Here is a 17,507-nt window from a genome sequence, read left to right on the forward strand (position 1 = left end):
GGAAAAAGCCGAGCAGATCAGACGTCAACAGGTAGAGGAAGAACGTAAGCCGACTTTCAACAAATATGTTGAGATTTTCTTACAGGAGAAATCTGCTACTCTTTCCGCCATGACCGTACAAGGCTATAAACAGTCATTGAAACGTCCGGCGGAGGTGTTCGGGGAAATGAAGCTCGAAGACATTGACTATCTGATGGTTAAGAAATATATAACCGATCTACAAACAGGAAAGCGCAAAGGCAAGAGCAAAAAGCCCCTTGCGCATGGAACAGTTGTGAGCTACTACACCGTATTGCACACGCTTTTTCAAAGTGCTGTCGAAAATGACGTGATACCGATTAACCCTATGCAGAGAATGAAAAAGCCCAAACCACGAAAGGACGATAAAACAAAGGAACAAAAAGCCCTGTCGATAAGCGAAGTAAACTATATCATAGAATGCGCCGACAAAGAACCGTTGAAGTGGCGAGCAATGATTCGTTTTATGATTGACAGTGGTTGCCGCCGTGGTGAGGTTGCCGGGCTGAAATGGGAGCATATCGACTTGAAAACAGGCAAAGCCATTATCTGTCAAAATGCTCAGTACACCAAAGAAAAAGGGGTATATATTACCACTCCCAAAAGCCACGAGAGCAGAGACATAATCATAAGCTCTCCTGTTTTACAAATCCTCAAGGAGTGGAAAAGACAACAGACTCTTTTGTATTTCGGTCAAGGCAAATCGACAAACGGCTATTGTTTCACTCAGAATGAGGGCGAGATTATGAACCCGAACACGATAACTGGTTATATACGAGACTTCGGTAAACGGTACAACGTACCCGGTCTTCACCCTCACACGTTCCGTCATACAATGGCAACGAATAGCATTGCGCTGGGTATTGACGTTGTAACAGTCTCTAAGAAGCTGGGGCATTGTAACCCCTCTGTTACACTGAACATATACAGTCACGCAAACGAGGACGCACAGCGCAAGGCTACAGAGATTTTTGCCGAAGCACTATACAAACAAGCCTAACGCATGAAAGAATGGGTTGTACGGTCTTCGACTATGCCAGCAACAAACGACTATCGACTCTCAAACGACTATCGACTATGAAAAAACCGCTCTCACGCTCCGGGTCTTCCCGGCGGTGTGATGGGCGGTCTTTTTGTGCGGATTTTTGGACGATTTTTGCTGATCTGACCCCGGCGGTATTAACAATTTAGCGTGGTAAAGCGTCCGAGGGTGTCCGGGCGGCTGGCGCACCTCCGGCGGCGGAGCTGGTAAAGCTGTCCGGGCTGATCTGCGGCGGCTGGCGGTGTTTCTTCCTATTTATTATAATTTCGTTCTACACTGTAGCGAATAAAAATTTGCATTAGAGTATTGACAATCGTTGCACTATAGTGTATAATGAAACCATAATAAAACGAAACATACTTGAAAGGAGCTTTCAAAATGAAAAAATATTATCTGTCCCCGATGGGCTACGAGAGAGCAAAGAGCTTTTACGGAAAAGCAACAGTAATTGAAAAGGACAACGGCGAAAAGGTTTTGCAGAGCTATAACACAGAGGTTTGCAAGATCACCAGCGGCGGCGAATTTGTCCGCCTGTGGAGCGGCTACAGTGTAACCACAATGAGACACGTTAATAGCTTCTTGAATTTCTTCGGAATTTCCGGCGGCGGTAAAGCATGGTGGGACGCTCAGACGATCAGCGCATAAATAAAAGGAGGTAACGAGCATGAAGGCTTTGTTGAAAAATGGTGAATGGGTAGAAATCGAAACAACATATTTGTTTCACGATCAGTACAACACAAAAGACAAGCGCATTTTCGATCAAGATATTGTCCGCATTGTTGATGATGTGCGGTTAGGGTTGGGAAAATGCCGTTATTGTGGCGCAATGGTGAAGCGTGGAGAAGAACACAAGCATTTTGAAGAACAGGAAAATAAAACTTGTTCGGGTTGCTTTTGGTATCAAGATCGCCTTATAAGCTCCACCAAACAGCCGCCGACAGTCGAGCGCACAACGAACGAAAACGGCGAAACAGTTACCCGGAAAACCGTTACAACGGTATCACAGTATGAAAAAGTATGTACCTATAAAGAAAAGCATGGCGAATGTACGCATAAAGAATGCCGCCGAATGGGTATTGACTGGTTCACCCCGGAAAACACTTTCTTTTTGAAATATCCAAACGGTTTTGATTCTATCCCGGAGGTTGACAAGCTGTCAAGCCGTGGTTTTATGGTTGATGATCGCTTGTTAAATGCTCAGTATTATAAAAAAATCGGTTCTTATACATTGACCGCTTTACTTTCTTATGAAAACGGAAAAGCAACAGGCATTCGAGCATACAGGCTTTATAATTGCCGCCGTGATTATACATTCCGTTTTGAAAATGGGGAGCTTTTCACGGATAAATATGCTTTTGGTTGGCGCAAGGTTAAAACGCTGGAAGGTGTACCCGGTTCAGTTATGGAAGCTGTTAAAAATATTTGTGGGAGGTAACAACAATGAAAGAATTTATTTTTAAGACAACGGCAACGATGAAGGAATACAACAATAAAAAATGGTGGATTGATTCGGGCATTGTTCGAGAAATCCGCATAGCCGCCGAAAACGTCCGGGAAGCGTTGAAGCAATACCGGGAGATCGTAAGCGAAAAATTTTATATTGAAATTTCCGACAATGCTATTAAATGCAAGTCCCCTATGTACATTGACACGGCAAGCGGTGAATGTAAGCAAGTCGGCTATGTTATCACCGGGAAAACGGATTTTGAAGACAGGGACAATTATAAATGGAGCAGTCAATATATTGATCTGTGGGTTACTATTCTAACCATTACAGACACGGAATTTTAACAGGGGGGGTGCAATTATGGATATTAACGCAATTATGGCGGAGCTTGCACAATATAACCGTATGGCGGAGGAGATCGCCGCCACTGTGGAAGGGTTGAAAGATCAAATTAAAAATTACATGGTAGAAAATGGGCTTGATACGTTGACAGGCTCAGAACACAAAGCAAGCTATAAAACCGTTACGGCTTCCCGGATTGATACCACAGCATTAAAAAAGAATGCACCGGAGATCGCCGCACAATATACCAAAACCACAGAAACAAAGCGTTTTATTTTCGCTTAACATAAGAAAGAGAGGATTTTATCATGATGAACAACAAAACCGAATTAGAAAACACCGCTTTACAGCTCAAAGCCCTTTTAACGGTACTCAGTGCCGCCGATGGTGACAACGTGGAAGCAATGCGAGAAGTGCCGCACGTTATGAAGATCGCCGCAGACATGGCGGAAAAAGTCTATTGTACCATCGTGGAAGCTGTAGAAATGGAGGTGGAATAAATGTTGATTATCATTTGTATTTTGCTCTTTCCGTTTGTTGTGCTGGTGGAGCTGTTGAAGCTCACAAAATAAAGGAATGATAAACAGAATATTATTTCAATAGCCGCCCGGATTCGTCCGGGTGGTTTTCTGCTTTTTGTAGCGTTTTGAAAGCCGTGTTTACACCTAAAAAGGATTTTTATTTTTCGGTTTGCTTTCGCTTTTGGGGCTTTTCGGGTATGTTTTGCGGTACGCTGTCCCGGTATCATGTCCGGGGGAGCTTGTCACCGTTGGCGGCTCTTTCGTTGTTCTGTGGTATCAGATCGCAAAGCGGAATTTTGAACACTCACACCCAAAGAGCGCGAACCGATCAACACACAATTATTTTATTGCGTTGTTTTCCCGGTCTTCGGTTCTGATCGTGAACCGCTCCACCTCTTTACAAAATGCCGTTTCGGTACTGAAATAGTACCAAAGGTACTACGGCGGTACTTGCCCCGTGTACCATATCGAAGATAAAAAGCAATCCCGAAATGATGAACCAATAACACAAATGAGATTATTATATAATCCGTTTTGTTTTTGGTACTGTTGGTACTGCAAATACACGCAACACATACACATATATTTTTACATGGGAACAGCTTCACCGATCAGCCGGAATATATACCCGGTTCAATTTGTGGGGCTGTTGATTTTAGAAAGTCTGTTGATTTTCTGTTGATTTTTCGCAGTGTTTGAGCATAAAAGAAAGCCCGAAAACAGGCGAAAACCGCATGATTACAGGCTTTTTCAAAAATCACAGTTTATTTTTTCAAAAAATGTAAAAGAAAAAAAGAGCACGAAAAACAGCGCCGAGGGCTTGACTTTCACGGCAATTTTTTGTATAGTAATGAAGTGCTCACTTTAGGGGTATAGCTCAGCTGGTAGAGCAGCGGTCTCCAAAACCGCGTGCCGAGGGTTCGAATCCTTCTGCCCCTGCCAAAGAAAAAAGGTGCCGCGTTCGCGCGGCACCTTTTTTCTTTGGTAAAGGCGGGGCTTTTTGACCCGAGGCACGCGGGGCCGCGCCAGCGGCTGAGAGTCCATCTGCCACCGCCCCAAAGGACGGCGTTGCGTTCGTTTTTGGCGGCATTCAATTGGGCAGGCTGTATTCCGCCACACGCCAGCCGGTTTCGCTCAGCACAAGCCGCACCGGCGTGGCATATGCTTCTGTCGGGGTGTACTGTCTGCCTTCGCCCCAGCCGGCAAAGTTTTCGTCTTCTTCGTCGAGGTGAAGCGACAGCTGCCAGAACAACAAGCTGCCGTCCGCCTGAAGGGTGGGTTCAGTGTACAACGCGCCGCAGTAAGAGATGTCGCCGCCTCGGTCGCTCATCATAAAGCGGATGGTGTCGTTCTCGCCCTCATAAAACAGGGAAGGCTCGGGGCGGGCGTCGGCGGCAAGGGGGCCGCCCAGCATTTCACCGGACGCTTCGGGGGTGAAGACACAGCCCAGAAACTGCTCCAGCTCGCTGTAACGGACGTACATCGCGCCTTCCGTGGCGGTGTAGCTCCAGGTGGCCTCATCGTATGTACAGGGATCAAGGCCGTGGTGCGCCCCGTGATGGCGGGACAGAAAATACTGAGCGCCGGCCAACGCGCCGGCTGCCTGCCTGTCCAGGGCGGCGGGTACGACATAGGTGGCGGACCGGTTGAAGGTGAATTCCACCCAGGGAACCTTCACCGTGACCTGCTGCACCGGGATCTTGGGCAGAACATACTCTTCGGCGTGGATGGATATGGTGCCTTCAGGCGGGGGATAGTCCGGGTCAGCCAACTTGGAGAAAGAGCCTGCCGGCAGGCCGAAGGCTTTGTCCGCCTCTTCCAGTGTGCCCTCCCAGCGCGGGATAAAAAGTTCTACCTGGTCGGGCCAGAGCACGTCTTCGTCCAGCGCAAGTTCCGCGCTGTTGAACAAAAAAGACGGAGCATCCGCGGGCATGGCAGTCTGCCACTCCTCCAGGCTCACCTCTTTGGGGGCCGGGGCAGGGGCGGGATCGGGCGTTGACTCCGGAAGAGAAGCGGCGGGCGTGCTGCCCGGCGCTTCGGACGTTGGGGCGGGGGCGGCGCAGCCCGCCAGAAGCACGGCGCAGGCCAGTGCGGCGGTGAGGATGCGTTTCATGAGATGACCTCCTTTGACAGCGGCCGCATGATGATCGTACATCCTTTATACGGCGCAGACAGGGCATTTTGTTTCGTTCTGCGCGGAGAAGAAAAGAGGTTTGTTTTGTGCAATGGGGCACAAAACAAACCTCTTATTGCGTGTTGTCACATCTCGGCCAGCAGGCCATCCACGAACTGCCGGGCCAGACGGGCGCTGCGCCCGCCCCGCTCCAGCGCATAGCGCTCGGCGTGGCGCTCCAGCTCGTCGGCGGGCAGCTGTACCCCGCCCGCCGCGGCCAGATGTCGCACGATGTGCAGGAAGGTGGCTTTGTCGGGCTTGGAGAAGGTGATGTGGATGCCGAAGCGCTCCGAAAGGCTCACCAGCTCCTGCATGGTGTCGTTGCGGTGCACCTCGTCGCCCTCCCGGTCGCTGAATTTCTCCTTGATGATGTGCCGCCGGTTGCTGGTGGCATAAATCACCACGTTGTTCGATTTGGCCGTCACCGAGCCTTCCAGCACTGCCTTGAGGGCGCTGTAGTTGTCGTCATCCTTCAAAAAGGAGAGATCGTCGATGAACAGCACGAACTTGAGGGGGTTCGCCGCCAGCTCGTCCAGCACGTGGGGGATGGCCCGCAGCTGGTCCTTGCGTACCTCGATGATGCGCAGGCCCTCGCTGAACAAAGCGTTGCCGATGGCCTTTACCGCCGAGGATTTGCCGGTGCCCGCGTCGCCGGTGAGCAGGATGTTCGCCGCCGGTTTGCCCGCCAGCAACGCCCGGGTGTTGCGCAGGATAATGGCCCGCTGAGCCTCGTAGTCCACCAGATCGTCAAGGCAGGTGGCGTCCGGGTGGCTCACTGGGGTGATGCGGCCCGCCTCGTCCAGATAAAACATCCGGTTGGCCGCCCACACGCCGTAGCCGTAGCGGTGGATGTTCTGCACCCGGTGGGTGTAGCTGCCCGACAGGTCCACCCCACCCGCCTCATAGCGGGGCAGGGAAGCGGCGGAGCCGGGCAGCGCCGCCAGCAGCGCGTCGGGGCCAAGGTCCGCCACCCGCTGCAGGCAGTCCAGTTCGGCGGCCAGCGCCTGTGCCATGTAGGCCGGCGGCGTTTGGCCCGCGCCCACCGTGCGCACATAGACGTTGGCGCTGTCCTCGCAAAGGCGCAGGACATACCGGCCCAGATTGCCGCCATTCGCTTCGTAGAGCGCCGCCACAAAGGCAGCATAGCGCCCGGCGGAAGGGGAGTCCAGATATTCCTTCAGCGCCGCCAGCACCGGGTCCGCCAGCAGCGGCCGGAACACCGCCAGAGCGTCCAGCCCGGCAGCCAGGTTTTTCAGTTCCTTTGTTTCCATCATCCGTTCAGGATCGCCCCGTAGGCGCCGCCGGAGACCAGGGCGGCGTACCGCTTGAGGTAACCCGTGACCTCCTTTTTCTTGGGCACAAAGTGCTTCATACGCTCCTCCAGCACCGCCTGATCCACCAGCAGTTCGATGGAGTGGCCGGGGATGTCGATGCGGATGCGGTCGCCTTCCTCCACCACGCCGATGAGGCCGCCGGAGGCCGCCTCGGGGGTGATGTGGCCCACGCAGGCGCCGCGGGTGGCGCCGCTAAAACGGCCGTCGGTGATGAGGGCCACGCTGTTCCCCAGGCCCATGCCCATGATGGCGGAGGTGGGGTTGAGCATCTCCCGCATGCCGGGGCCGCCCTTGGGGCCTTCGTAGCGGATGACCACCACGTCGCCGGGCTTGATGAGGCCGGCGTTGATGGCCTTCTGGGCCTCTTCTTCGCCGTCGAACACCCGGGCCGGGCCCTCGTGCACCAGCATCTCGGGCAGAACGGCGCTGCGCTTGACCACGCTGCCTTCGGGGGCCAGGTTGCCCCGCAGCACCGCGATGCCGCCGGTCTCACTGTAGGGGTTTTCGATGGGACGGATGACCGCGTGGTCCAGATTGGGGCATTCGGCGATGCACTCGCCGATGGTGCGGCCGGAAACGGTCATGCAGCCGGTGTTCAAAAGCCCCTTTTTGTTCAGCTCGTTCATCACCGCGTACACGCCGCCGGCCTCGTCCAGCTGCTCGATGTAGGTGCGGCCGGCGGGGGCCAGATGGCACAGGTTGGGCGTTTTCTCGCTGATGGCGTTGGCCACGTCCAGATTCAGCTCCACGCCGCACTCGTGGGCGATGGCCGGCAGGTGCAGCATGCTGTTGGTGGAGCAGCCCAGGGCCATGTCCACCGTGAGGGCGTTCATCAGCGCCTCTTTGGTCATGATCTGGCGGGCGGTGATGCCCTTGCGTACCATGTCCATCACCGCCATGCCCGCGCGCTTGGCCAGCTCGATGCGGGCGGAGTAGACGGCGGGAATGGTGCCGTTGCCCCGCAGGCCCATGCCCATGGCCTCGGTGAGGCAGTTCATGGAGTTGGCGGTGTACATGCCGGAGCAGGAACCGCAGGTGGGGCAGGTCTTGCACTCGTACTCGTGCAGTTTTGCCTCGTCGATGGCGCCGGCGTTGTACTGGCCCACCGCCTCCGACAGGGTGGAGAAGCTGGTGCGCTGGCCGTCCACATGGCCCGCCAGCATCGGCCCGCCGCTGACGAACACGGTGGGCAGGTCCAGCCGCGCGGCGGCCATCAAGAGGCCGGGCACGTTTTTGTCGCAGTTGGGCACCATCACCAGCGCGTCAAAGCCGTGGGCCATGGCCATGGCCTCGGTGGAGTCGGCAATGAGGTCCCGGGTGACCAGCGAATACTTCATGCCGGTGTGGCCCATGGCGATGCCGTCGCACACGGCGATGGCGGGGAAGACGATGGGGGTGCCGCCGGCCATGGCCACGCCCAGCTTCACCGCGTCCACGATCTTATCCAGATTCATGTGGCCGGGCACGATCTCATTGTAGCTGCTCACGATGCCCACCAGCGGGCGGCTGATCTCCTCCTCGGTGAGGCCCAGCGCATGATAGAGGGCGCGGTGCGGCGCGTTCTGGGCGCCGCATTTCAAAGAATCGCTTTTCATCGGTTCGGTCTCCTTTCAAAAAAGTGCCCCCGCCCGGCGCGGGGCGGGGGCACGGCGCGGGGTCAGTTGTTGATGAGCTTATCCTCGTCGCTCCAGCTGTAGAGCTTGCGGATGTCGCGGCCCACAACTTCGCTGGGATGCTCGGCCGCCAGCTTGCGCATGGCGTTGAAGTGCACCTGGCCGCCCGCGCTGGACATATCCAGCAAAAAGTCCTTGGCGAAGGTGCCGTCCTGGATGTCCTTCAGGATCTTGCGCATGGCCTTCTTGGTGTCCTCGGTGATGATCTTCGGGCCGGTGATGTAGTCGCCGTATTCGGCGGTGTTGGAGATGGAGTAGCGCATGCCCGCAAAGCCGCTCTGGTAGATGAGGTCCACGATGAGCTTCATCTCATGGATGCACTCGAAGTAGGCGTTGCGCTCGTCGTAGCCGGCCTCCACCAGCGTCTCGTAGCCCGCCTGCATCAGGGCGCACACACCGCCGCACAGAACCGCCTGTTCGCCGAACAGGTCGGTCTCGGTCTCGGTGCGGAAGGTGGTCTCCAGAACGCCGGCGCGGGCGCCGCCGATGCCCAGGGCGTAGGCCAGGGCAATGTCCAGCGCGTCGCCGGTGGCGTCCTGCTCCACGGCTACGAGGCAGGGCACACCCTTGCCCGCCAGGTACTCGCTGCGCACAGTGTGGCCGGGGCCCTTGGGGGCCACCATGATGACGTTCACGTTCTTCGGGGGCTTGATGCAGCCAAAGTGGATGTTGAAGCCGTGGGCGAAGGCCAGGGTCTTGCCCTCGGTCAGATAAGGCTCGATGCTCTCTTTGTAGAGGGCGGCCTGCTTTTCGTCGTTGATGAGGATCATGATGAGGTCGGCGGCCTTGGCGGCCTCGGCGCTGGTCATCACCTTCATGCCCTGGGCCTCGGCCTTGGCCCAGCTCTTGGAGCCCTCGTACAGGCCAACCACAACGTCCACGCCGCTCTCTTTCAGGTTCAGCGCGTGGGCGTGGCCCTGAGAGCCGTAGCCGATGATCGCCACGGTCTTGCCCGCCAGTTTCTGAAGGTCGCAGTCCTGCTGATAGAAGATCCTTGCCATGATGTCTTACCCCTTTTCTTTTATTTTAAATAGTATAAAACGCATCAGAAATTGATGGCCTGACGAATGGTGGTGCTGCCCTTGTGCAGCGAGACGCAGCCGGTGCGGCAAATTTCGAGGATGGTGTAGTCCTTCATAAAGTTGAGGAAGTCGTCGATGCGGCGGGTGGTGTCCGCCAGGCGGAAGATCATCGAGTCCTTGGCGTAGTCCACCGTGTCCGCACCGAAAGCCGAGGCGGCGGCGCGTATCTCTTCCCGGGTGTCCGGCTCGTTGACCATCTTGATGAGCAGCAGCTCGCAGCTGATGGAGTCGTCGTCGGTGAACTCCTCGATGAATTCCACGTCCGGCAGTTTGTAGAGCTGGTTGACCAGCTGCTGTTTTTTGTTCTCCTCGCCGCTGAACACAACGGTGATGCGGGAGAGCTCATTGGACTCGGTCTCGCTCACCGTCAGCGCGCTGATGTTGAACTGACGGCGGCGGAACATGCTGGTCACCCGGTTCAGAACGCCGAACTGGTTGCGCACCAGCACCGCGATGGTGTATCGGTTCATCTGTCGTCACCCACCTTTACAATGATGTCGTCCACGCTGCCGCCCGGGGGCAGCATGGGAAGCACGAATTCGTCCTTTTCGATGGCGCAGTCGATGAGGTAGGGGCCCTCGGCGGCGAAGGCCCGGCCAAAGGCGGCCTCCAGGCCTTCCAGCGTGTCCACCGCCTCGCCCTCGGCCCCGAAGGCCTTGGCCAGCGCCACGAAATCGGTCTTGCGGCCCAGGATGGTGTTGGAATAGCGTTTGCCGTAGAACAGCGTCTGCCACTGGCGAACCATGCCCAGCACACCGTTGTTCATCAGCAGGATGACCATCGGCACCCGGTAGGTTACGGCGGTGGCCAGCTCGTTCAGGCACATGCCGAAGGAGCCGTCGCCGGTCACCAGCACGCTGCGCTCGCCGGTGCCGTAAGCAGCGCCGATGGCCGCGCCCATGCCGTAGCCCATGGTGCCGAGACCGCTGCTGGAGGCGAAGCGCCGGGGCTTTTTGAAGGCCAGGTTCTGGGCCGCCCACATCTGGTGCTGGCCTACGTCGGTGACCACCGGGGTGGCTTCGCCCAGGAAGTTGTTCAGCGTCTGAATGGCGTTGCGGGGGGTCAGGCCCGGACGATGGTCGGTGCTGGCGGCTTCCTCCGCCCGCAGCTGGGCAAGTTTTTCCTGCCACTCGGGGTTCTTGACCTCGTTCACCAGAGGCAGCAGCCGCTGCAAAGTCTGTTTCACGTCGCCCCGCAGGCCCACCGCGGCGGGCACGTTTTTGGAAAGCTCCGAGCCGTCCACGTCAATTTGCACGATGCGCGCGCCGGGGGCGAAGCGGGCCCGATTGCCGGTGACCCGGTCGTTGAACCGCACGCCCAGGGAGATGATGAGGTCGGCGTTGTGCATCGCAAGGCTGCTGGCGTAGTGACCGTGCATGCCCTGCATGCCCAGAAAACGGGGGTGGTCGGTGGGGATGCCGGAGATGCCGGTGAGGGAGCAGCCGATGGGGGCGTCCAGCTTTTCTGCCAGTTCCAGCATTTCGGCCTGCGCCCCGGCGGCCACCAGGCCGCCGCCGAAGTAGACGAAGGGACGGCGGGCGGCGTTGATAAGGGCCGCCGCCTGCTCCACCCGCAGCTCCTTGGCTGCCATGGGCGGGTCCGCTGTCACCGGGGGCTGGGCCTCGTACTCGCACAGGGCGGTCTGCACGTCCTTGGGCACGTCGATGAGCACCGGGCCCGGCCGGCCGGACTGGGCCAGCCGGAAGGCCTCGCGGATGGTGTCCGCCAGTTCGTCCACCGAGCCTACGAAGTAGTTGTGCTTGGTGATGGGCAGCGTCACGCCGGTGATGTCAATTTCCTGGAAGCTGTCGGTGCCGATCTGGGTGGTGGGCACGTTGCCGCACAGCGCCACCATGGGGATGGAGTCCAGATACGCTGTGGCGATGCCGGTGACCAGGTTGGTGGCGCCGGGGCCGGAGGTGGAGATGACCACGCCCACCTTGCCGGTGGTGCGGGCGTAACCGTCCGCCGCATGGGTAGCGCCCTGTTCGTGGGCGGTGAGAACGTGGGTGATCTCGTTCTGGTATTTATAGAGGCTGTCGTAGACGTTCAGGATCTGGCCGCCGGGGTAGCCGAAGACGGTGTCCACACCCTGCTCGATGAGGGTCCTCACGAGGATGTCTGCGCCGGAAAGCATCATGGTGTTTTCCTCCTTTTTGGTAATGTGGGGGCCGTCACACGAGTTTGAAGTGCTCGGCCTTGAGAGAGTCGGTGATGAGTTTCACATGGTCGAAGTCGCGGGTCTCCATGTCGATGCGAAGGAACACGCCGTGCACGCTTTCGGTGGCGCCCTTCTCGTAATGCACGCCGGTGACGTTGCCGCCGCAGTCGGCGATGATGCGGGAGATGTCCTTCAGCTGGCCGGGCTTGTCGATGAGCTCGATGAGCAGGCTGGAGGACCGGCCGCTGTTGAGCAGGCCCCGGTCAATGACCCGGGAGAGGCTGGTCACGTCGATGTTGCCGCCGGATACGACGCTCACCACCCGCTTGCCCGCCAGGGGGAACTTGCCGAACATGGCGGCGGCCACCGCCACCGCGCCCGCGCCCTCGGCGATCATCTTCTGCTTTTCGATGAGCGCCAGAATGGCCGAGGCCACCTCGTCGTCGGTCACCAGGGCGATGTCGTCCACATAGTCCCGAACCAGTGCAAAGGTGTTTTCGCCCGGCTGCTTCACCGCGATGCCGTCGGCGATGGTCTGCACGCTGTCCAGACACTCGATGGCGCCGTCGTGGATGGAGTTGAACATGCTGGGCGCGCCCGCCGCCTGCACGCCGTATACTTTTACCGACGGACGAATCTGCTTGGCGGTGTAGGCGATGCCGGAAATGAGGCCGCCGCCGCCCACCGGCACGATGATGGCGTCGATGTTGTCCAGCTGGGAGAGGATTTCCAGAGCGATGGTGCCCTGGCCGGCGATGACGTTCTCGTCGTCGAAGGGATGCACGAAGGTGTAGCCCATCTCGTCTTTCAGTTCCAGCGCCTTCTTGTAGGCGTCGTCGTAGCAGCCTTCCACCAGGCAGACCTCTGCGCCGAAGCCCTTGGTGGCTTCCACCTTGGAGATGGGGGCGGTGTCCGGCAGGCAGATGAGGGACTTGATGCCGTTTTTGGAGGCCGCCAGCGCCACGCCCTGGGCGTGGTTGCCCGCCGAGCAGGCGATGACGCCCCGGGCCTTTTCCTCTTCGGTGAGCATTGCGATCTTGTAGCCCGCGCCCCGCACCTTGAAGGAGCCGGTGATCTGCAGGTTTTCCGGTTTTAGGTACAGTTCGCACTCCGGCGCGATGCCGTAGGCCCTTACCACCGCTGTTTCCCGCACGATGCTTTTCAGCACCCGCTGGGCGTCGAATACCTTGTCGAGAGATAACATGTTTTTTCCCCTTTCCGCACTGCCCTGAAACGAAAAACACCCGTCTCAAAGCGATTTTTGCTTTGAGACGGGTGTAAAATTTTACACTCGCGGTACCACTCAAATTGCGGACGCACTGGCCCGCCACCTCTTCGAAGTCCACAAACTTCTATGCACTGACGCAACATTCTCGGGGGGCGCCTACTCGGCTTTCGCCTTTGGGGCCTCCGGCTCGGAAGGGATGGGAACGCCGCAGTCCTTTACCGGAATCACACCACCCCCGGCTCTCTGGGAAATTCGTTGCGGGTCCGTCTTCGTCACAGCCTTTGCTTTTGTTCGAAGTCAAACAACCTCTATGCGTTAACGCAGCATACGCGGGAGACCCTACTGGCCCGAAAGGGCGGTTCAGGCTCCGGCTCGGAAGGGACAGGCTCTGGGGCGTTCCACGCCGGTTTACACCAACCACCGGCTCTCTGCAGCGGGCCATCCCCGGCCACTCTTCGTCACAGCCTTCATATTCAATTTCGTCAAATATACCACTCTTAAAAACGGATGTCAATATTATTCTGGGTAAAATCAAAGAAAAATTTTATCGCTTTATCAAATTGCACTGCAAAATACCAAAGCGGTGCCCGCCCTTTGTGAATTTTTGCATATATATTCACGAAAAGCGCCTTTAAATACAGTGGCGTGGATGACACGGGGCAGGGTTGAAGGATTGTGCTTTGGAGCAAAAGAGGGAAAGAGAAAAGCCCGGCCAAACGACCGGGCTTTTTGAATGGAGCGCAGTCCATAAAACGCCCGGAGGGCGGCCGGGGCCCCCACGAAAGTTTGCGCAGCAAAGTTTTGTGGGGAGAAGGAGGAATGACGGAGCGGTATGAGAAAAGCCCGGCCAAACGGCCGGGCTTTTTGAATGGAGCGCAGTCCATTCCGACGTGGTGCGGGTAACAGGGGTCGAACCTGCACACCGGAGGTACCAGATCCTAAGTCTGGCGCGTCTGCCAATTCCGCCATACCCGCATACGAACTCAGTGTACCAGCCCCCGGCGGGTTTGTCAATCGGCAAGAGGGCAGAGGCTATAATCCCGAAACAGCGGAGCATACTAATCACCAGGGCCCGGCGGCAGCTGGGCAGAGCACCCGGGGCGGTTTGCGCCCCGGCGGGGAGGTCGATTTGTATGCTCACATTCATCAGGCGCTGCCTGACGCTTGCCGCGGGAGCCGCCGCGCTGGCGCTGGGCTGCCTTACCTATCTTTATTCCCAGATCCCGGACACTTTCATGGTGCCTCAGGGGCAGACCCTTGCCCTGGCGCAGATGCCCTGGCTGGTGCCGCAGACACCCAAAGGGGCCGCCGCCGCCCAGGCGGTGCCCATCGGCGGAAGCTATAACGTGACCCTGTCGGTGCTGGGAGGCATCCCGGTCAAGACGGTGCGGGTCGTGGTGGTGGACCGGCGGGCCGTCACCGTCTGCGGAACGCCCTTTGGCATCAAAATGTTCTCCGACGGCGCGATGGTGGTGGCCTTCACCGACATCCGCACCGCCTCCGGCTCTGCCAATCCCGCCAAGGCGGCGGGCCTGAAGATGGGGGACGTCATCGTCAGCATCGACGGACAAAAGACCGTGGACAACGACGACGTCAGCGCCGCCATCCAGGCCGCGGAAGGCCGCCCGGTGCAGCTGGTCTATACCCGTGACGGCGTCGAGCATACCACCTCGCTCCAGCCTGTGCAGGATGCCGACTTCGAACGATGGCGGGCGGGCATGTGGGTGCGGGATTCCTCCGCCGGCATCGGCACCCTCACCTTTGTGGATAATTCCACCGGCATCTACGGGGGCCTGGGCCATTCCATCAGCGACGCCGATACCGGCCAGTCCATCGCCCTGCTCAGCGGCGAGGTGGCGCCCGTCACCATCACAGGCTATGTGGCGGGGGCGGCGGGCGCACCGGGCGAGCTGAAGGGCCGCTTCACCGGTGAACTGGCCATGGGTGACATCCTTATCAACGGCGCCACCGGCGTTTACGGTTCCATCCGCCGTGTGATGGACGGGCAGGATATGGTGGTGGCCCAGGCCCAAGAGGTCTGCGAAGGCCCCGCCCGCATCCTCACCACCATCGGGGGCGACGAGCCCGAATGGTACGACGCGGTGATCGAGCAGATCTCCCTCACCGAGGAGGACCCCAACCGCAACATGGTCATCCGCATCACCGACCCGGAACTGTTGGCCGCCACCGGCGGCATCGTGCAGGGCATGAGCGGCAGCCCCATCGTGCAGAACGACCGGCTGGTGGGGGCGGTGACTCACGTTCTGGTGAACGATCCCACCCGGGGATTTGGCATTTTCGCCGAGAACATGCTGGCCAGCGCCGACGCGGCGGCCGCGCGCAAAGCCGCATAAAAAGCCGCTTTCCAGCGCTTTTGGCCCGCAAAGGGGCGCGTATGGTGGCGCAGAGACGAAAAAAGTCTTGCATAAATTGGTAATATATGGTAAAATTGGTTTCGTTAAGGGAAATAACGATTTTGGAGGAGAAGAAAAATGGAACCGATCAAATTCCTGATGACGGATACCGGAGCGGGGTGCACCGCCGCCTGCAAAACAGCGCTGGAGGCCAAGGGCGTGGAAGTGCTGGTGTGTGAAAAGAACGGCGCGGCGGCGCTGGAAGCGCTGCGCACTCAGCGGCCCCAGGCGGTGCTGCTGGACGCCTTCATGCCCGGGCTGGACGCCATCTCGGTGAAGCAGCGCTACGAGCAGGAGGGCGGCAAGGCCCAGTTCTACGTCACGGGTGCGTTCCAGAACGAGCAGCTGGAGCAGGAACTGCTGGACAGCGGCTTTGCCTTTTATTTCCTCAAACCCTTTGACGAGGCCAGCCTGGTCAGCCGGGTCACCCGCACCGCCTCCGCACCGGCCCAGGGGCAGGGAGGAAGCGACGAGCTGGTGGTCACCGAGATTTTGCATCAGATCGGGGTGCCCGCCCACATTAAAGGTTACCAGTTTTTGCGGGACGCCATCCTGCTCACCGCCGCAGACCCGGACTATATCAATGCGGTGACCAAGCGCCTGTATCCCCAGATCGCCAAGCAGAACGGCACCACCGCCAGCCGGGTGGAGCGGGCCATCCGCCACGCCATTGAGGTAGCCTGGGACCGAGGCGACGTGGAGGTGCTGAACAGCTACTTCGGCTATACCATCCACAATCTGCGGGGAAAACCTACCAACTCGGAGTTCATCGCCATGATCGCCGACAAGATGCGTCTGGACAAAAAACAGCGCCGCGCCTGAAACGGGCGGCATTTCATCCACCGGCCCCGCCGGTGGATTTTTTTGTGTATATCCTTTATAATAATATACAAAAAGGCGGTGCGCCAAAAAACGGAGGGCTGCGCAATGGGAAAAACAGTCACGGCGGTGCTGGTGGCGGCGGGTTCGTCCCGCCGGATGGGATTCGATAAGCTTTCGGCTCCGCTGGGCGGCGGCACGGTGCTCTCCGCCAGCGTGGCGGCCTTCGACCGCCACCCCCTCGTCACTGACCTGGTGATCGTCACCGGGGCGGACGAGGCCAATGCCCGGGCTGCGGCGGCCCGCTGCCAAAAGCCGGTGACGCTGGTGAAGGGCGGGGCGACCCGCGCCCTCAGTGCTCTGGCGGGCGTACAGGCGGCGAAAGGGGAGCTGGTGGCCATCCACGACGCGGCCCGGCCCTTCGTGAGCGAAGAAGTGATCACCCGGGTGCTGGAAGCGGCGGAAAAAACCGGCGCGGCGGCCCCGGCGGTGCCGGTGAAGGACACCGTCAAAATGGCGGACGAAGCGGGCCTTGTGGAGAGCACTCCGCCCCGGGAAAAACTCTTTGCCATGCAGACGCCCCAGTGCTTTGACCGGGCGGCGTATCTTGCGCTTGCCGGCGACGAGACGGTCACCGACGACTGCCAGCTCTTTGAACAGGCGGGCCGGCCGGTGCAGCTGGTGGCGGGGGAGTACGAGAACTATAAAATCACCACACCCGACGATCTGAAAGGAGAAAAAGCCATGCGCATCGGCCACGGCTACGACGTACATAAACTGGTGGAAGGCCGGGACCTCATCCTGGGCGGGGTGAAGATCCCCTATGAAAAGGGTCTGCTGGGCCACTCCGACGCGGACGTGCTCACCCATGCGGTGATGGACGCCCTGCTGGGTGCGGCGGCCCTGGGGGACATCGGCAAGCACTTCCCGGACTCGGACCCCGCCTACAAAGGGGCGGACAGCCTAGCCCTCGCCCGCCATGTGGCGGCGCTGCTGGCAGAAAAAGGCTGGCGGCCGGTGAATGTGGACTCCACCATCCTCTGCCAGGCGCCGAAACTGGCGCCCCACATCCCCGCTATGGCGGCAAATCTGGCGGCGGCGCTGGGCGTGGAGGCGGGCGCGGTGAGCGTGAAGGCCACCACCGAGGAGCATCTGGGCTTCACCGGCCAGGGCCTGGGCATCGCCGCCCACGCGGTGGCGCTGCTGGAAAAGGCGAATGTGTAAAATGTGTGGGGATACCGCGAAAAAATATT

Annotated in this window: 16 protein-coding genes and 2 tRNA genes; 10 read left to right on the forward strand and 8 right to left on the reverse strand. The window is 58.6% G+C overall.

Going from position 1 to position 17,507, the window contains the following annotated elements; translation table 11 throughout:
* The 7 genes from ACMNAY_RS08410 to ACMNAY_RS08440 form a co-directional block, all read left to right on the forward strand.
* A partial coding sequence (locus ACMNAY_RS08410) for a tyrosine-type recombinase/integrase (protein WP_418719089.1) occupies positions 1–1,018 on the forward strand: 1,018 nt, incomplete at its 5' end.
* 420 nt (positions 1,019–1,438) lie between these two features.
* Complete coding sequence (locus ACMNAY_RS08415; RefSeq protein ID WP_418719090.1) at positions 1,439–1,705, forward strand: hypothetical protein; 267 nt, start codon at positions 1,439–1,441, stop codon at positions 1,703–1,705.
* Between the two features lie 19 nt (positions 1,706–1,724).
* Positions 1,725–2,495: a hypothetical protein gene (locus tag ACMNAY_RS08420; RefSeq protein WP_418719091.1), complete on the forward strand. Its 771-nt coding sequence runs from the start codon at positions 1,725–1,727 to the stop codon at positions 2,493–2,495.
* Positions 2,496–2,500: 5 nt separating this feature from the next.
* Positions 2,501–2,851: a hypothetical protein gene (locus ACMNAY_RS08425; protein WP_418719092.1), complete on the forward strand. Its 351-nt coding sequence runs from the start codon at positions 2,501–2,503 to the stop codon at positions 2,849–2,851.
* A 16-nt stretch (positions 2,852–2,867) separates the two neighbouring features.
* Positions 2,868–3,134: a hypothetical protein gene (locus ACMNAY_RS08430; protein WP_418719093.1), complete on the forward strand. Its 267-nt coding sequence runs from the start codon at positions 2,868–2,870 to the stop codon at positions 3,132–3,134.
* Between the two features lie 23 nt (positions 3,135–3,157).
* Positions 3,158–3,349, forward strand: a complete 192-nt coding sequence (locus ACMNAY_RS08435; protein WP_418719094.1) for a hypothetical protein — start codon at positions 3,158–3,160, stop codon at positions 3,347–3,349.
* Between the two features lie 887 nt (positions 3,350–4,236).
* Positions 4,237–4,312: transfer RNA gene (locus tag ACMNAY_RS08440), tRNA-Trp, on the forward strand.
* 148 nt (positions 4,313–4,460) lie between these two features.
* Here the strand turns inward: ACMNAY_RS08440 and ACMNAY_RS08445 are convergent.
* The 8 genes from ACMNAY_RS08445 to ACMNAY_RS08480 all read right to left on the reverse strand — a co-directional run bounded on the left by ACMNAY_RS08445 (position 4,461) and on the right by ACMNAY_RS08480 (position 13,996).
* Positions 4,461–5,483 carry a hypothetical protein gene (locus ACMNAY_RS08445; RefSeq protein WP_418719095.1) on the reverse strand — a complete coding sequence of 341 codons (1,023 nt, stop codon included), beginning with the start codon at positions 5,481–5,483 and terminating at the stop codon, positions 4,461–4,463.
* 146 nt (positions 5,484–5,629) lie between these two features.
* Positions 5,630–6,817 carry an ATP-binding protein gene (locus tag ACMNAY_RS08450; RefSeq protein WP_418719096.1) on the reverse strand — a complete coding sequence of 396 codons (1,188 nt, stop codon included), beginning with the start codon at positions 6,815–6,817 and terminating at the stop codon, positions 5,630–5,632.
* A complete protein-coding gene (ilvD, locus tag ACMNAY_RS08455) occupies positions 6,814–8,472 on the reverse strand; it encodes a dihydroxy-acid dehydratase (protein ID WP_418719097.1) in 1,659 nt (552 codons plus the stop codon). The genes ACMNAY_RS08450 and ilvD overlap by 4 nt, the downstream gene beginning before the upstream one ends.
* A 62-nt stretch (positions 8,473–8,534) precedes the next feature.
* The gene (gene ilvC / locus ACMNAY_RS08460) at positions 8,535–9,554 is read right to left on the reverse strand and encodes a ketol-acid reductoisomerase (RefSeq protein ID WP_394975990.1); all 1,020 of its coding nucleotides are present in this window, start codon (positions 9,552–9,554) and stop codon (positions 8,535–8,537) included.
* A gap of 41 nt (positions 9,555–9,595) precedes the next feature.
* Entirely contained in the window at positions 9,596–10,102 is a 507-nt protein-coding gene (gene ilvN, locus ACMNAY_RS08465; protein ID WP_394967482.1) for an acetolactate synthase small subunit, read from the reverse strand.
* Complete coding sequence (gene ilvB, locus ACMNAY_RS08470) at positions 10,099–11,772, reverse strand: biosynthetic-type acetolactate synthase large subunit (RefSeq protein ID WP_418719098.1); 1,674 nt, start codon at positions 11,770–11,772, stop codon at positions 10,099–10,101. The genes ilvN and ilvB overlap by 4 nt, the downstream gene beginning before the upstream one ends.
* A 34-nt stretch (positions 11,773–11,806) precedes the next feature.
* Entirely contained in the window at positions 11,807–12,997 is a 1,191-nt protein-coding gene (gene ilvA / locus ACMNAY_RS08475; RefSeq protein WP_394967485.1) for a threonine ammonia-lyase, read from the reverse strand.
* A gap of 915 nt (positions 12,998–13,912) precedes the next feature.
* Positions 13,913–13,996: transfer RNA gene (locus ACMNAY_RS08480), tRNA-Leu, on the reverse strand.
* 158 nt (positions 13,997–14,154) lie between these two features.
* Here ACMNAY_RS08480 and spoIVB point away from each other — a divergent pair.
* The 3 genes from spoIVB (at position 14,155) to ispF (ending at position 17,478) form a co-directional block, all read left to right on the forward strand.
* Positions 14,155–15,375 carry a SpoIVB peptidase gene (gene spoIVB / locus ACMNAY_RS08485; protein WP_418719099.1) on the forward strand — a complete coding sequence of 407 codons (1,221 nt, stop codon included), beginning with the start codon at positions 14,155–14,157 and terminating at the stop codon, positions 15,373–15,375.
* 138 nt (positions 15,376–15,513) lie between these two features.
* Complete coding sequence (spo0A, locus tag ACMNAY_RS08490) at positions 15,514–16,257, forward strand: sporulation transcription factor Spo0A (RefSeq protein ID WP_394967488.1); 744 nt, start codon at positions 15,514–15,516, stop codon at positions 16,255–16,257.
* Between the two features lie 105 nt (positions 16,258–16,362).
* Complete coding sequence (gene ispF, locus ACMNAY_RS08495; protein ID WP_418719100.1) at positions 16,363–17,478, forward strand: 2-C-methyl-D-erythritol 2,4-cyclodiphosphate synthase; 1,116 nt, start codon at positions 16,363–16,365, stop codon at positions 17,476–17,478.
* The last annotated feature ends 29 nt before the right edge of the window (positions 17,479–17,507 follow it).

It is taken from the genome of Candidatus Allofournierella merdipullorum (assembly GCF_048426865.1).
In the GTDB taxonomy this organism is placed as follows: Bacteria; Bacillota; Clostridia; order Oscillospirales; family Ruminococcaceae; genus Allofournierella_A; species Allofournierella_A merdipullorum.

Coding starts and splice junctions, on each gene's coding strand:
- ACMNAY_RS08415 (WP_418719090.1), top strand. CDS start 1,439: ATGAAAAAATATTATCTGTCCCCGATGGGCTACGAGAGAGCAAAGAGC.
- ACMNAY_RS08420 (WP_418719091.1), top strand. CDS start 1,725: ATGAAGGCTTTGTTGAAAAATGGTGAATGGGTAGAAATCGAAACAACA.
- ACMNAY_RS08425 (WP_418719092.1), top strand. CDS start 2,501: ATGAAAGAATTTATTTTTAAGACAACGGCAACGATGAAGGAATACAAC.
- ACMNAY_RS08430 (WP_418719093.1), top strand. CDS start 2,868: ATGGATATTAACGCAATTATGGCGGAGCTTGCACAATATAACCGTATG.
- ACMNAY_RS08435 (WP_418719094.1), top strand. CDS start 3,158: ATGATGAACAACAAAACCGAATTAGAAAACACCGCTTTACAGCTCAAA.
- ACMNAY_RS08445 (WP_418719095.1), bottom strand. CDS start 5,483: ATGAAACGCATCCTCACCGCCGCACTGGCCTGCGCCGTGCTTCTGGCG.
- ACMNAY_RS08450 (WP_418719096.1), bottom strand. CDS start 6,817: ATGATGGAAACAAAGGAACTGAAAAACCTGGCTGCCGGGCTGGACGCT.
- ilvD (WP_418719097.1), bottom strand. CDS start 8,472: ATGAAAAGCGATTCTTTGAAATGCGGCGCCCAGAACGCGCCGCACCGC.
- ilvN (WP_394967482.1), bottom strand. CDS start 10,102: ATGAACCGATACACCATCGCGGTGCTGGTGCGCAACCAGTTCGGCGTT.
- ilvB (WP_418719098.1), bottom strand. CDS start 11,772: ATGATGCTTTCCGGCGCAGACATCCTCGTGAGGACCCTCATCGAGCAG.
- ilvA (WP_394967485.1), bottom strand. CDS start 12,997: ATGTTATCTCTCGACAAGGTATTCGACGCCCAGCGGGTGCTGAAAAGC.
- spoIVB (WP_418719099.1), top strand. CDS start 14,155: ATGCTCACATTCATCAGGCGCTGCCTGACGCTTGCCGCGGGAGCCGCC.
- spo0A (WP_394967488.1), top strand. CDS start 15,514: ATGGAACCGATCAAATTCCTGATGACGGATACCGGAGCGGGGTGCACC.
- ispF (WP_418719100.1), top strand. CDS start 16,363: ATGGGAAAAACAGTCACGGCGGTGCTGGTGGCGGCGGGTTCGTCCCGC.